The sequence below is a fragment of the Parasedimentitalea marina genome (assembly GCF_004006175.1).
GTDB lineage: Bacteria > Pseudomonadota > Alphaproteobacteria > Rhodobacterales > Rhodobacteraceae > Parasedimentitalea > Parasedimentitalea marina.
The window spans coordinates 4403743-4417125 of record NZ_CP033219.1 but is presented as its reverse complement, the minus strand read 5'-3'; the positions used below and the strand labels follow the sequence as shown (position 1 = coordinate 4417125).

Genomic DNA, 13383 nt, shown 5'->3' with positions numbered 1-13383 from the left:
TCCGCGCCTCATACGTCCCAATATTAATGGCATTACCAGCCCAACACTCGTCTTAACTTTCTGCAAACGCCAAAACACAACTATACCGAGTGCAAACCAGTCCCAGCCTGACCTACACCTCTCCCTCCGGGATAGCTTCTTCGACACTCGCAAAGCAAAAATACCCATGTTTACACATGGATTTCGTCAACATTACGCACACACAATGCGACAGGGCTGCTACCCGGGAACACCCGAGGCAGTTGCAATCAATCGGCGCAATAAAACCCATTGCGCGTCCGAATTATAAGTCACGAATCATTTCCCGATGCCCATCAGGAAAGTCGCGAGCAGCCTAGTCCCCCCAGCGAATGAATCGCTGTACTATTGGTAGCAACATAGCGCACTGCCCATCAATGAAACTCTGATGTTGACTCGGCGATTGGGGACAAAGAATCTCTCTTGCCCATTGAGCAGGTCAAAGAGCGTGACCCAAAAAGCAAAGGCGCTGCAAAATGCAGCGCCTTTGACGTATAGTAACACTTGGCCCAAGGGCCAGGATTTAGGGAATCAACCCAGCGATTTAACGCGAGCTGACAAACGCGAAACTTTACGCGACGCGGTGTTTTTGTGGTAAACGCCTTTGGTGACACCGCGCATCAGCTCAGGCTGAGCAGCGCGCAGAGCAGCAGTTGCCGCTTCTTTGTCACCAGATTCGATGGCTTCTTCTACAGTACGCAGGAATGTGCGGATGCGCGAACGACGGGCTTTGTTTACAGCAAAACGCTTCTCGTTCTGACGAGCGCGTTTTTTTGCTTGTGGTGTATTTGCCATGGTATTGGACCTTACTCTCGGGTTTGTATCTCTGACGCGCAATGCCAGCCAACCCGGATCAATCCACCGGTGTGATTCTAGCCTAAGCGGGCTGCACGCGCATATATCCGGGCTGACCTACGCAAAATCTGCAGCATTTGCAAGATAAGTCTTAGCACCCCACCCGAAACAAAAAAGCAGGCCCGCTGGACCTGCTTTTGCTATTCATAAGATCCACGCTTACTTGTCGCGAAACTGGGCTTCGCGTTTTTCCAAAAAGGCGGCCATACCCTCTTTTTGATCTTCCGTTGCAAACATCGAGTGGAACACGCGTCGTTCAAACAACATGCCTTCGCTCAAGGTCACTTCATAACTGCGGTTCACCGCCTCTTTGGCAGCGGCTGCTGTCAGCAATGACTTCTCTGCGATTTTTTGCGCGGCGCCCATGGCTTCTTCGATCAGCTTCTTGGCGGGAACGACCCGCGACACCAATCCTGCGCGCTCGGCTTCTTCCGCGCCCATGAAACGACCCGTCAGGTTCATATCCATGGATTTCGACTTACCAACAAAGCGGGTCAGACGCTGGCTGCCCCCCATACCGGCAATCACGCCCAAGTTAATTTCAGGCTGACCGAACTTCGCGGTATCGGCTGCAATGATAAAATCGCACATCATCGCGATTTCGCAGCCGCCGCCCAAAGCATAACCGCTGACCGCAGCAATGATCGGCTTGCGAATTGCGGCGATCCGATCGTTGACGTCGGCAAACAGATTGCCCGTGAACACATCCACGAAACTCATCTCTGACATCTCTTTGATGTCAGCACCCGCAGCAAAGGCCTTTTCGGATCCGGTGAGCACAATGCAGCGCACCTTATCATTGGCTTCCGCCTCTTCCACGGCGGTGCACAATTCCTGCAACAATTCGGTATTGAGCGCGTTCAACGCGTCAGGTCGGTTCAGCTTAATAAGGGAAACGTGATCCTGCACTTCGACGATGATCGTCTCAAAGGCCATACTGTGAACTTTCATTATTCCGTTAGTAACGATTTATTACCACGCAAAACATCTCGTTCAAGCTATCTTTGGCACTTGCCACAATAGAAAGTTGAGCGTCCAGACTGGGTGATTCGACCGATTGTGCCACCACAACCATCACGTTTACAGGGTTCACCTTCGCGACCATAGACATCAAAGCTATGTTGAAAATACCCAAGGTTTCCATCTGCTTGACGAAAATCCTTTAGTGAAGATCCCCCGGCGTCAATTGCGTCAGACAGAACCTGGCGAACAACCGGAACCATAGCTGCGACACGTTGTGCAGAAACTTGTCCTGCTTTGTGACGTGGCGATATCTTTGACCGAAACAGTACCTCGCATACGTAAATGTTACCTAATCCAGCAATGATTCCCTGATCCAGCAGCGCCGACTTGACCGGGGTGTTGCGCCCCGCAAAAGCCTGAACAAGGTAGTCTTCGTGAAAATCATTGCCCAGCGGTTCCGGCCCCAGCACCGACAGCAGCTTGTGCTGATCTGCTGTTGCTGTCTCCAGCAGGTCCATCGCTCCAAACCGGCGCGGATCATTAAAGGTGATGCGGGCGCCATTATCCATGTCGAACACCACATGGTCATGTTTCTGCACCGTCGGGTGATCATGCACAAACTGCCCCAAGGGGTCACCTGACACCGTCATCCGCCCCGACATACCAAGATGGACCAACAGCGTCTCGCCACTGTCCAGATCCGCCAGCAGGTATTTTGACCGCCGCCGTAACGCCAAAATCCGCGTTCCCGTCAATCGCTCTGCCAGACGCTCAGGAAAAGGCCATCGCAGATCCGGTCGATTGACCTGTGCGTCGGCAATCACCGCACCTTTCATCGCGGGGCTTAGCCCACGACGCACCGTCTCAACCTCGGGTAATTCCGGCATGTCTTTGCTCCCAAACCAAACCGCCGCATTGTACCTGCCTGTCAGCTGCTTATAACAGGGGCGAAATCTAAAAAACGGCATCCCAATGGCAGACACCCCTGAGACCACCACCCATTTCGGTTTTGAAACCGTCCCCGAGGCCGAAAAAGCGGGCCGTGTGCAGGGCGTCTTTAATTCAGTGGCGTCAAAATACGACATCATGAATGATGTGATGAGCGTCGGCATCCACAGGGTGTGGAAAGACGCAATGATGGACTGGCTGGCGCCATGTCCTGGTCAGCGTCTGCTGGATGTCGCGGGCGGCACTGGCGATATCTCGTATCGCTTTCTGAAACGCGCCGGACACGGCCATGCGACCGTTCTGGACATAACCACTCCCATGCTCGAAGCCGGCCGAACCCGCGCCGAGGCGGATCAAATGGCCAACAGTCTGGATTGGGTCACCGGCGACGCCATGGCGCTGCCGTTCAAAAACAACACCTTTGATGTCTACACCATCTCTTTTGGCATTCGAAACGTCACCCGCCCACAAGAGGCCCTGAACGAGGCCTACCGGGTGTTAAAGCCCGGCGGGCGTCTTATGGTGCTGGAGTTCAGCCAATTGCCCAATCCGGCGATGCAAAAGGCCTATGACCTTTACTCCTTCAATGTGATCCCACGCATGGGAAAGCTGATCGCCAACGACTACGACAGCTACCAGTATCTGGTCGAATCGATCCGCAATTTCCCTGATCAAGAAACGTTTCTGGGCATGCTCCGCAAAGCCGGTTTTGGAAACGCCAAATACCGCAATCTTAGCCTGGGCATTGCCACGCTACATTCTGGCTGGAAACTCTAACCTATGCGTGGCCCCCACAACATCATCCGCCTGATCCGAACAGGCGCTACTCTGGAGCGCACTGGCGCCATGCGCTTGGTTCTCGATGCATTCGAGGCCCCCAAGGCTCTGCGCATTCTGGCACATACCCTGGGCTGGCCGTTCAAATGGCTGGGCTACAAGGGAAACCCGGACATGCCGCCCGCCACACGTGCGCTGACGGCGCTGGGACCGGCCTATATCAAACTAGGTCAGATGCTCTCAACCCGCCCTGACTTGGTCGGCGAAGATCTCGCCCTTCAGTTGCGGGTGCTTCAGGATAAACTCCCCCCCTTCTCCAAAGCCGAAGCCATGGCCGAAGTTGAGCGCGAGTTGGGCTTGCCTGTTGATCAGATCTTCTCGGAATTCAGCGAGCCTATTGCCGCCGCCTCCATTGCACAGGTGCACCGCGCCCGCCTGGCGGACAGCGGTAAAGAGGTCGCGGTCAAGGTCCTGCGCCCCGGCATCGAACGCGCCTTCAACAAGGATGTGGACGCTTTCTACTTCGCCGCCCGTATCGTTGACCTGTTTGCCCCCGGTGCGCGCCGCCTGCGACCAATGGAGGTGATCGCGCATTTTGACGGCGTCGTGCAAGCCGAATTGGACCTGCGCCTGGAAAGCGCATCGGCCTCGGAATTTGCCGCCAACACCAGTCAGGACGAGGGTTTTCAACTGCCCTCTATCCAATGGAATTATTCTGCGCGCCGCGTGATGACACTGGATTGGGCAGATGGCGAGGCCTTGGGCGACAATGACGCGCTGGACGCTGCCGGTCACGACCGTCGCGTTCTCGGCAATCGGGTGCTTAGCCTGTTCCTGCGCCATGCGCTGCGCGACGGCTATTTCCACGCCGATATGCACCAGGGCAATCTAAAGGTTGCTGCCAACGGTGACATCATTGCCTATGACTTCGGCATCATGGGCCACATCGACGAATATACCCGTCGGGTCTATGCCGAAATCCTGTTTGGTTTTATCAATCGAGACTACAAACGCGTCGCCGAGGTCCATTTCGAGGCCGGATATGTTCCTGCCAACCGCGATGTCGACGAATTTGCCCGCGCTCTGCGCGCCGTCGGCGAACCGATCTTTGGCATGGACGCCAGTCAAATTTCGATGGGACGTTTGCTGAACTACCTGTTCGAAGTGACAGAGCGCTTTGGCATGGAAACCCGCACCGAGCTGATCCTGCTGCAGCGCACCATGGTCGTCGTCGAAGGCGTCGCCCGGTCGCTGGATCCCCACATCAATATCTGGGAAACCGCCTACCCGGTGGTGGCAGACTACATCAAGAAATCTATCGGCCCGCGGGCGGTGATCAAGGACTTGCTCTCCACAGCCCAGGTCATGGCCCGCTTTGGCCCACGCCTTCCCGCTCTGGTCGAATCCGCCTTGATTGCCCAATCCACCGCGCCTGATGACCGCAAGCGTTTGACCACATCCTGGCTTACGCCTGCCCTAGCCGGAGCCATTGTCGGGGCGGGCCTCTTTGCGGTGCTCAGTCAGATCCTCTGAAAGATTCCTGCGGGCTTCATCTGGCCATAAATATCCTCGGGGGTGAATTGGCCTTAGGCCAAGAGGGGGCAGACAGCCCCCTCCCCACTCTCAATTCAAAGCAGTTCAATTGCCAATGCGATGCCTTGACCACCACCGATACACATGGTGATCAATCCTTTTGATCCCCCTGTGCGCTCCAACTCATACAGTGTTTTCAGGGTGATGATCGCGCCAGTCGCGCCCACCGGGTGACCCAAGGCAATCGCACCACCATTGGGGTTCACTTTCGCCGGGTCCAACCCCAGCTCTTTGCTCACAGCCAGCGCCTGCGCCGCAAAGGCTTCGTTGCTTTCAATCACATCAAAATCACTTGCTGCCAGGCCCGTTTTCTTCAACAAGGCCTTAACGGCAGGAACAGGACCGATCCCCATCACCTCAGGCCGGACACCAGCATGGGCATATCCCAATATTCGCGCCTTGGGCTTCAAGCCAGCAGCTTCGGCGGCACTGGCGGTCGCCAACACCATTGCAGCAGCGCCGTCGTTGATGCCACTGGCGTTGCCAGCCGTAACCCGTCCGTCTTTTTTGAACACTGTCCGCAACCCGGACAGTTTCTCCAGCGTGCTGGCTGTCGGGTGCTCGTCCACCTCAAACGCCACCCTGTCCCGCTTGACCTTGACCTCCACCGGGGTGATCTGGCTCTGGAAATATCCCGCCTCAATCGCTGCAGCCGCCCGGGATTGGCTGAGCAATGCAAACTCATCCATCTGTGCCCGTGTGATGTCATGCTCATCCGCGACGTTTTCCGCCGTCACTCCCATGTGGCCAGTGCCAAACGGACAGTTCAATGCGCCCAGCATCATATCCAGCGAGGTCACATCGCCCATCTTCGCGCCCCAGCGCTGCTGCTGCATGATGAAGGGACTGCGCGACATGTTCTCTGCCCCACCCGCCAAGGCAAACTCTGCATCGCCCAACATCAGTGACTGCACGGCCGAGACAATCGCCTGCGCGCCCGAACCACACAACCGGTTGACGTTCATCGCCGGGGTCCCGTTTGGCACCCCCGCCTGCATCGCGGCCACCCGGCTTAGATACATATCGCGTGGCTCGGTATTGATCACATGGCCAAACACAATGGTCCCGATTTGCTCAGGGGCCACACCTGCGCGCTCCATTGCAGCCTTGGAAACCGTGGTTGCCAGATCAATGGGTGCCGTATTGGCCAATGCCCCACCAAAAGTGCCGATCGCTGTCCGCGCTCCGTCCAGAATGACGATATCAGTCATTGTATCTCTCCTTGTGAATTCCTTTGCGGTTGTTATGCAGCCGCAGCATCGCCCTGTCTGCCTGGACGTCCCGTCATTGACAAAACTGCCCTAGGGGCGCAGGACTCCGTTATGACGGAAAACACAGACGATATCCTGACACTGCTGCCTTCACGCCTGAAAGAGGCCCGCCGCGCCCAGGGCCTTAGCCTTGAAGCGGTGGCCAATCTGTCGGGCGTGTCCCGGTCCATGGTCAGCCAGATAGAGCGCGGTGAAAGCTCGCCCACCATTGCCACCCTGTGGAACCTGACCCGCGCCCTGCAGGTGGATTTCGCCGGGCTGCTAGACGCCAAGGATGCAAAAGACAGGATCGACGTGTTGCGGTCCGACGATGTGCCCAAGATCGAGAACATAGGCCAAGGCTGCCGCATCCGCATCCTGTCCCCGCCAGAAGAGGCCGGCGGCCACGAGGTTTATGACATCCGGTTTGACAAAGGCGGCGCCTTGATCAGCCACCCCCACACCCGCGGCGCGGTCGAGCAACTGACAGTGTTAGAAGGTGATATTTCTATGACTTCAGGCAACGCGAAAAACCAGCTAAAGGCCGGAGACACCGCCCGATATGCAGCAGATGTAGACCATTCGATCACTGCATTTTGTGGCCCCGCGCGTGTATTTTTGATTGTGAAAAACGCGTGAGGCTAAACGCAGGGCTCTAGGCGGTCGCTTCGACGACGCATCTTAAAACACGTTGATGACACTTGAAGGCAGCGCAGGGCGGGGCCTGGCTCATGAAAGCCGCAATGCCACACACAGCGTTGCCAAGGATGGTAGGGCCAACAGCTCTTTTGCGCAGTGCACGCGTTCCTCTGAATAATACCCCTCTTCGTGCAGGATATTCACCGTCGCCGCCAATGTGCCACTGATTACGACGGGCAGATTTACTACCGACTGACAGCCCAGAGAATTGATCAACTCATAATCAGGGAAAACTGCTGCAATGTCGTCAATTGTGTTGGCGACAAAGCATTCGTGCAGGTCATGTACGATGGCAAACCAACTGTTGCGGGTGATCGGCTTGGTGCCCGATGTCGGGTAGTTTTCCGGATCACTAGTATAGGCGCGTCGTGCCAATTCGGTTTTCATGTCCACCGTCATCACCGTAAACAATTTGACGCCAACCAGTGCTTTGGTCAAATCACAGAGCGCGTCATAGGCCTGGTCCGATGTGACCGCAGCTGACAGGGCCTGTTCAAACTGGGTCAGTGCAGTGTTTCTGGTCATAAAATCTCTCCCTAAAATTTCTGCAACCCTTGCCGCCCCCTAGCCGCTGTTCAAGTGCTATTATCACGCGCGCGACATTCCATCTTCACGGATTTTTTTCCACAATAGTGAAATCCCCTATTTGGGAATCATATCCGTTATGGTAGATACAATTCCACGGATAAGGAGTTCGCCCCATGACCACCGCATTTTTGACTGACATCTCGAACACTCTGGCTCAGATCGAATCTGAGGGGCTGACCAAGCGTGAGCGAATGATCACCTCGCCGCAGGGCGGCGAGATTACTGTTGGCGGGCGCGAGGTTATCAACCTGTGCGCCAACAACTATCTGGGGCTGGCAGATCACCCCGATCTGATCGCCGCCGCCCGCGGGGTGATGGATGACAAGGGATTCGGAATGGCCTCGGTCCGGTTCATCTGCGGCACCCAAGATATCCACCGCGAGCTGGAACAGCGACTGGCCAAGTTTCTGGGCAAAGATGACTCGATCCTGTTTGCCGCCTGTTTCGATGCCAATGGCGGGCTGTTTGAACCGTTATTGGGACCCGAGGATGCAATCATCTCGGACAGTCTGAATCATGCCTCGATCATCGACGGTATCCGGCTGTGCAAAGCCAAGCGCTATCGGTATCTGAACAGCGATATGAACGACCTTGAAGCCTGGCTCAAACAAGCGCGCGAGGACGGGGCGCGGCATATTATGATCGCCACTGACGGTGTGTTTTCAATGGATGGCTATCTGGCCAAGCTGCCGGAAATCCGCGCATTGGCAGACAAATACGATGCGATTCTGATGGTCGATGACTGCCATGCCACCGGCTTCATGGGGCCAAACGGTGCTGGAACACCGGATCACTTTGGCATCGATGTGGATATCGTCACGGGAACCTTGGGCAAAGCATTGGGAGGGGCCATCGGCGGTTATATCGCTGGGCCGCAGCCAGTGATTGACCTGCTGCGGCAGCGGGCGCGGCCCTATTTGTTCTCCAATTCGCTGCCGCCTTCTATTGTTGCTGCCGGGCTCGAAGCCATTCGGCTAGTCGAACAGGGTGCCGACCTACGCGCACAACTGATCGAGAACACCAAATTCTGGCGCGCTGGGCTGGACGCACTCGGGTTTGACCTGCTGCCGGGTGAGCACCCGATTGTGCCAGTTATGCTGGGCGAGGCGCAATTGGCGCAGGACATGGCCACGCGACTGTTTGACGAAGGCGTCTATGTCTCGGGGTTCTTCTTTCCCGTGGTGCCACGCGGACAGGCCCGGATTCGCACGCAGATGAATGCGGCGCTGACACGCGGCGAGCTGGAGCGTGCACTCACGGCCTTTGGTAAGGTGGGCAAAGATTTGGGGATCATCACATGAGCAAGCCAAACACCATGAAAGCGTTGGAAAAATCCCACCCTAAGGAAGGCCTATGGATGACCCGCGCACCGGTACCGGAAATTGGTCCGGACGACGTGCTGATCAAGATCAACAAAACCGGCATCTGCGGCACCGATGTACATATCTGGAACTGGGACGCATGGGCGGCCAAAACAGTGCCCGTACCGCTAATCACCGGCCACGAATTCGCTGGCGAGATTGTCGAGTTGGGACGCAATGTCAACGACCTGAAAATTGGTCAACGGTGCAGTGGCGAAGGCCACCTGATCGGCCGCCATTCGCGCCAATCACGCGCAGGCAAGTTTCATCTGGATCCCGAAACCCGTGGTATAGGCGTCAATGAACAGGGGGCCTTTGCGCAGTATCTGCGCCTGCCCGCGTTTAACGTTGTACCTTTGCCCGACGAGGTATCAGATGACATTGGCGCCATCCTCGACCCGCTCGGCAACGCAGTTCACACCGCGCTCAGCTTTGATCTTGTGGGCGAAGATGTATTGATCACTGGCGCAGGCCCCATTGGTATAATGGCCGCCGCTGTAGCCCGGCATGTGGGCGCGCGGCATGTAGCGATAACGGATGTGAACGCCGATCGCCTGGCGCTGGCGGAGAAAGTCGCCAACGTGCGGCCGGTGAATGTCGCCACTGAGGATCTGAACGACGTGATCGCAGAACTGGGTATGACACAAGGGTTTGACGTCGGGCTGGAAATGTCCGGTAATCAGATTGCCTTGGACCAGATGATCGAGGCCCTGGTGATGGGCGGTCACATCGCGTTGCTGGGTATCCCTCCGGGTAAATCGCCGGTGGACTGGAGCCGTATCGTGTTCAAGGCGATCACCATCAAGGGCGTCTACGGTCGTGAGATTTTCGAAACCTGGTACAAGATGATCGCAATGCTGCAAAATGGACTGGATGTCAGCGATGTCATCACGCACCGGTTTGGAGTTGATGAATTCGAAAAAGGGTTTGCTGCGATGAAATCCGGGCAAAGCGGAAAAGTTGTCTTGGATTGGTCAAAAACAACTTAGACATGAATGCACGTTCAATTCGACATGCGCCACAAGTGCAATCATGACTGAGGGGTCAATACCACCTTTTGGGTTATAAAAGGTTATAACAAATCACTTTTCTAAAAAATGACCCTTCAGCCACTAACCTTCCATAACATGGAAACACTCAAAAAATAAATGAACGTCGAAATATAGTGCGTTATTCGCTCATATTGGCAAAAGAGCAACACGACCTGTTTCGGTGAGAACACAAACATCTCGACCGTCAAACACGGCTGCGGTCAATGGGCGACCGTACCCAGCCCCAGAATCCAAATTGACCCGATTTCCGTGGTTTTCGGGCTGTTGAACCTGAGTGTGCCCATGCACGACTAGCCAGGGGTGCGGATCAGGGTGGTCCAGAAATTCGCGGCGAATCCAGATCTTGTCCTCGATATCTTGATCCTTAAGCGCCACGCCAGGGCGAATCCCGGCGTGAATAAACAGCAATTCACCCTCAACATGGTGACTTGGCAGACTGTCCATAAAATCAAGATGGTTTTGTGGAACTGCAGCCCGCGCACGGTCATGAACATCACGGGTACGGTCACCGTCGACCACGTCAACACCATAGGACGCAAGCGTTTCTATTCCGCCAATGGCCGGATGCAGCCAATGAAAACCTATCTTCATCTGCATATCCATGCGCGGATAATCCTCTAGGAACATCGAAAGCATCCGGTCATGGTTCCCCATCAGGGTGACCCAATTGCGGCCTTGTTCCCGACTCTGTCTCAGCAGTTCAACCACACCCCGACTATCCGGGCCGCGGTCGGTGTAATCGCCAAGGAATACGATGCGTGCATCAGGGCCACCGTCCGCTTCAATACGCTCTAGCGCGGCCTCCAGCATCTCGAGCTGGCCGTGAATATCGCCGATGGCGTAAATAGGAGTGGTCATGGGTGGTCCTGTTGCTGTTTTATCAGGCTAAAGAGTTAGGCCAGTTCATCCGCGGTTTTGATTATTTTACCGGCTAGGCCATACTCAATAGCTTCTTGTGCGGTGAGCCAGAAATCCCGCGCTGTATCCTCTGCAATCTTTGTGGCCGTCTGACCGGTTGCTTCGGAAAACAGTGTGTCAAATCGCTGCCGCATGATCCGAATCTGCTCGGCCTGGATCATCATATCGGTCGCTTGACCGCCAATTCCACCAGAGGGTTGATGCAACAGAAACCGGGTATTTGGCAGGCAATAGCGGTTCTCTTTGCGCGCTCCGACGTAAATCAACGCCCCTGCGCTAGCGACCCACCCTGTGCCGATAGTACGCACTTTGGGCCGGATAAACCGGATAACATCATGCACCATGTCACCACTTTCCACGTGCCCACCGGGTGAGGAAATGAAGATATTGATCGGATCGTCGCCTGCCTCGGCCAAGGCAAGCAGATGGGCAACGGTGCGCTGGGCCAGCTTGTCGTTGATTTCACCAGTGACAATCACATTACGGCTTTGAAAAAACAGCGCGTCAAGCTTACCCGAAGCTGGTGTATCGTCCTGTTTCTGAGTGTCGTCTAATAACTTAGAAATCATGTCTTTCACCTATCTTTTGCGGACTGCAATACATCTTGGGATTGCGAGGCATAGCAACAGGAGAACGCAAGATCTGCAAGGGGCAATTGCGTACAAAAAAGGGAACCGCCTGGACGGCGATTCCCATATCAGACTTCGCAGTTGGGCCTGACGATCAGGCGACGTCAAACGCCAGTGGTTTGATCTGCGTGAAATAACCCGTTTCAGCCAGTTTTGCGCGGGCATCGGCAGGGACCGGACCGTCGACATACAACAGTGCAATAGCCTCGCCACCAGCCTCAGCCCGGCCCAGCGTAAAGTTGGCTATGTTGACGCCGTTTTCACCCATGGTCTGACCCAGTGTACCGATGATTCCCGGTACATCTTCGTTGGTGGTATACAACATATGTGCGCCGACTTCGGCATCGATATTGATGCCTTTGATCTGGATAAATCGTGGTTTGCCGTCGCTAAACACAGTCCCCCCAACCGAGCGCTCGCGCTTGTCAGTCACCACTGTCACTTTGATGTAGCCATCAAAGGATCCGGATTTGTCCTGATTGGTGGTTGAGATTTTGATACCGCGCTCTTTGGCAACAACCGGAGCCGAAACCATGTTCACGTCGGGATTGGCGCGTTTCATAATGCCGGCCACAACCGAGCAGTTCAGCGCCGCCAGGTTCATTTCCGAGGCAACACCATCATACAGGATGTTAATTGCCTTGATTGGCTCATCAGTCATTTGCCCGGTAAAACTACCCAAGTGATCAGCCAGTTTGACCCAAGGCCCCATAATCTTGGCTTCTTCGGCCGTCACCGACGGCATATTCAGCGCGTTTTCAACGGCACCGGTCAGCAAGTAGTTCGACATCTGTTCGGCCACCTGCAGAGCAACGTTTTCCTGCGCTTCAGAGGTCGATGCGCCCAGATGCGGCGTGCAGACCACATTGGGCAGGTTGAACAGCGCGTTTTCCTTGGCGGGTTCATCTGCGAATACGTCAAAGGCCGCACCGGCAACGTGACCGGATTTCAGCAGGTCAGCCAGTGCTTCTTCGTCCACCAGACCGCCACGGGCACAGTTGATGATACGCACGCCCTTTTTGGTTTTGGCCAGGTTCTCTCGCGACAGAACATTGCGGGTCTGATCAGTCAGCGGAACGTGCAGAGTGATAAAGTCGGCGCGGGACAGCAGTTCGTCCAGCTCGACCTTTTCGACGCCCATCTGGTCGGCTTTTTCCTCACCCAAATAGGGGTCATAGGCGACAACCTTCATTTTCAGGCCATGCGCCCGGTCGCAAACGATACCACCAATATTGCCGGCACCAATGACGCCAAGCGTTTTGTTTGTCAGCTCGGTGCCCATGAATTTGGACTTTTCCCATTTACCGGCATGGGTCGAAGTGCTGGCCTCGGGGATCTGGCGCGCCACGGCGAACATCATCGCGATGGCGTGCTCGGCTGTGGTGATCATGTTGCCGAAGGGTGTGTTCATCACGATCACGCCCTTCTTGGACGCTGCGTCTTTGTCGACGTTGTCGGTGCCGATGCCAGCCCGGGCCACAACCTTCAGGTTGGTCGCAGCTTCCAGAATGGTGGGGGTGACTTTGGTGGCCGAACGGATCGCCAGACCGTCATACTGACCGATCACTTCAGCCAGCTTGTCTTTGTCTTTGCCCAGGTCAGGCATGAAATCAACATCGATGCCGCGGTCACGGAAGATCTGAACGGCAGTTTCGGAGAGTTTGTCGGAGACGAGTACTTTGGGAGCCATGGTTTCTGGTCCTTTTATTCGGGGGTCGGATATTCGCCAAGG

13 protein-coding genes are annotated in these 13383 nt (G+C 55.5%); 5 read left to right on the top strand and 8 right to left on the bottom strand.

Translation table 11 applies throughout. The features are described 5' to 3' along the window. Positions 1-549: 549 nt before the first annotated feature. The 3 genes from rpsT to mutM all read right to left on the bottom strand — a co-directional run bounded on the left by rpsT (position 550) and on the right by mutM (position 2723). A complete protein-coding gene (rpsT, locus tag EBB79_RS21285; protein WP_127750815.1) occupies positions 550-813 on the bottom strand; it encodes a 30S ribosomal protein S20 in 264 nt (87 codons plus the stop codon). 219 nt (positions 814-1032) lie between these two features. Next, entirely contained in the window at positions 1033-1809 is a 777-nt protein-coding gene (locus EBB79_RS21280; RefSeq protein WP_127751088.1) for an enoyl-CoA hydratase, read from the bottom strand. Between the two features lie 62 nt (positions 1810-1871). Further along, on the bottom strand, positions 1872-2723 hold the full coding sequence (gene mutM, locus EBB79_RS21275) for a bifunctional DNA-formamidopyrimidine glycosylase/DNA-(apurinic or apyrimidinic site) lyase (RefSeq protein ID WP_127750814.1): 852 nt from the start codon (positions 2721-2723) through the stop codon (positions 1872-1874). Between the two features lie 85 nt (positions 2724-2808). On the opposite strand from mutM, the gene ubiE reads away from it, so the two are divergent. Both ubiE and ubiB read left to right on the top strand, forming a co-directional pair. Beyond that, complete coding sequence (ubiE, locus tag EBB79_RS21270) at positions 2809-3561, top strand: bifunctional demethylmenaquinone methyltransferase/2-methoxy-6-polyprenyl-1,4-benzoquinol methylase UbiE (RefSeq protein WP_127750813.1); 753 nt, start codon at positions 2809-2811, stop codon at positions 3559-3561. Positions 3562-3564: 3 nt separating this feature from the next. After that, positions 3565-5094 carry a 2-polyprenylphenol 6-hydroxylase gene (gene ubiB / locus EBB79_RS21265; RefSeq protein ID WP_127750812.1) on the top strand — a complete coding sequence of 510 codons (1530 nt, stop codon included), beginning with the start codon at positions 3565-3567 and terminating at the stop codon, positions 5092-5094. 95 nt (positions 5095-5189) lie between these two features. On the opposite strand, the gene EBB79_RS21260 is transcribed toward ubiB, so the two are convergent. Beyond that, positions 5190-6365, bottom strand: a complete 1176-nt coding sequence (locus tag EBB79_RS21260) for an acetyl-CoA C-acyltransferase family protein (protein WP_127750811.1) — start codon at positions 6363-6365, stop codon at positions 5190-5192. A gap of 111 nt (positions 6366-6476) precedes the next feature. Here EBB79_RS21260 and EBB79_RS21255 point away from each other — a divergent pair, with 111 nt between their 5' ends. Further along, a complete protein-coding gene (locus EBB79_RS21255) occupies positions 6477-7043 on the top strand; it encodes a helix-turn-helix domain-containing protein (RefSeq protein ID WP_127750810.1) in 567 nt (188 codons plus the stop codon). A 90-nt stretch (positions 7044-7133) separates the two neighbouring features. Here EBB79_RS21255 and EBB79_RS21250 read toward each other — a convergent pair whose 3' ends face one another. Continuing rightward, positions 7134-7628, bottom strand: a complete 495-nt coding sequence (locus EBB79_RS21250) for a GAF domain-containing protein (RefSeq protein ID WP_127750809.1) — start codon at positions 7626-7628, stop codon at positions 7134-7136. 176 nt (positions 7629-7804) lie between these two features. Here EBB79_RS21250 and EBB79_RS21245 point away from each other — a divergent pair, with 176 nt between their 5' ends. Together EBB79_RS21245 and tdh are read left to right on the top strand one after the other, a co-directional pair. Further along, entirely contained in the window at positions 7805-8992 is a 1188-nt protein-coding gene (locus tag EBB79_RS21245) for a glycine C-acetyltransferase (protein WP_127750808.1), read from the top strand. Further along, a complete protein-coding gene (tdh, locus tag EBB79_RS21240; protein ID WP_238704962.1) occupies positions 8989-10041 on the top strand; it encodes an L-threonine 3-dehydrogenase in 1053 nt (350 codons plus the stop codon). The genes EBB79_RS21245 and tdh overlap by 4 nt, the downstream gene beginning before the upstream one ends. 189 nt (positions 10042-10230) lie before the next feature. Here tdh and EBB79_RS21235 read toward each other — a convergent pair whose 3' ends face one another. The 3 genes from EBB79_RS21235 to serA all read right to left on the bottom strand — a co-directional run bounded on the left by EBB79_RS21235 (position 10231) and on the right by serA (position 13341). Further along, entirely contained in the window at positions 10231-10962 is a 732-nt protein-coding gene (locus tag EBB79_RS21235; protein ID WP_127750807.1) for a metallophosphoesterase family protein, read from the bottom strand. A 35-nt stretch (positions 10963-10997) separates the two neighbouring features. Continuing rightward, complete coding sequence (locus tag EBB79_RS21230; protein ID WP_127750806.1) at positions 10998-11591, bottom strand: ATP-dependent Clp protease proteolytic subunit; 594 nt, start codon at positions 11589-11591, stop codon at positions 10998-11000. A gap of 154 nt (positions 11592-11745) precedes the next feature. Further along, positions 11746-13341, bottom strand: a complete 1596-nt coding sequence (serA, locus tag EBB79_RS21225) for a phosphoglycerate dehydrogenase (RefSeq protein WP_127750805.1) — start codon at positions 13339-13341, stop codon at positions 11746-11748. Positions 13342-13383: the final 42 nt, after the last annotated feature.

Bases quoted from the DNA above. Each gene is read 5' to 3' on its own strand.
- rpsT (WP_127750815.1), bottom strand. From the start codon at position 813: ATGGCAAATACACCACAAGCAAAAAAACGCGCTCGTCAGAACGAGAAG.
- EBB79_RS21280 (WP_127751088.1), bottom strand. From the start codon at position 1,809: ATGGCCTTTGAGACGATCATCGTCGAAGTGCAGGATCACGTTTCCCTT.
- mutM (WP_127750814.1), bottom strand. From the start codon at position 2,723: ATGCCGGAATTACCCGAGGTTGAGACGGTGCGTCGTGGGCTAAGCCCC.
- ubiE (WP_127750813.1), top strand. From the start codon at position 2,809: ATGGCAGACACCCCTGAGACCACCACCCATTTCGGTTTTGAAACCGTC.
- ubiB (WP_127750812.1), top strand. From the start codon at position 3,565: ATGCGTGGCCCCCACAACATCATCCGCCTGATCCGAACAGGCGCTACT.
- EBB79_RS21260 (WP_127750811.1), bottom strand. From the start codon at position 6,365: ATGACTGATATCGTCATTCTGGACGGAGCGCGGACAGCGATCGGCACT.
- EBB79_RS21255 (WP_127750810.1), top strand. From the start codon at position 6,477: ATGACGGAAAACACAGACGATATCCTGACACTGCTGCCTTCACGCCTG.
- EBB79_RS21250 (WP_127750809.1), bottom strand. From the start codon at position 7,628: ATGACCAGAAACACTGCACTGACCCAGTTTGAACAGGCCCTGTCAGCT.
- EBB79_RS21245 (WP_127750808.1), top strand. From the start codon at position 7,805: ATGACCACCGCATTTTTGACTGACATCTCGAACACTCTGGCTCAGATC.
- tdh (WP_238704962.1), top strand. From the start codon at position 8,989: ATGAGCAAGCCAAACACCATGAAAGCGTTGGAAAAATCCCACCCTAAG.
- EBB79_RS21235 (WP_127750807.1), bottom strand. From the start codon at position 10,962: ATGACCACTCCTATTTACGCCATCGGCGATATTCACGGCCAGCTCGAG.
- EBB79_RS21230 (WP_127750806.1), bottom strand. From the start codon at position 11,591: ATGATTTCTAAGTTATTAGACGACACTCAGAAACAGGACGATACACCA.
- serA (WP_127750805.1), bottom strand. From the start codon at position 13,341: ATGGCTCCCAAAGTACTCGTCTCCGACAAACTCTCCGAAACTGCCGTT.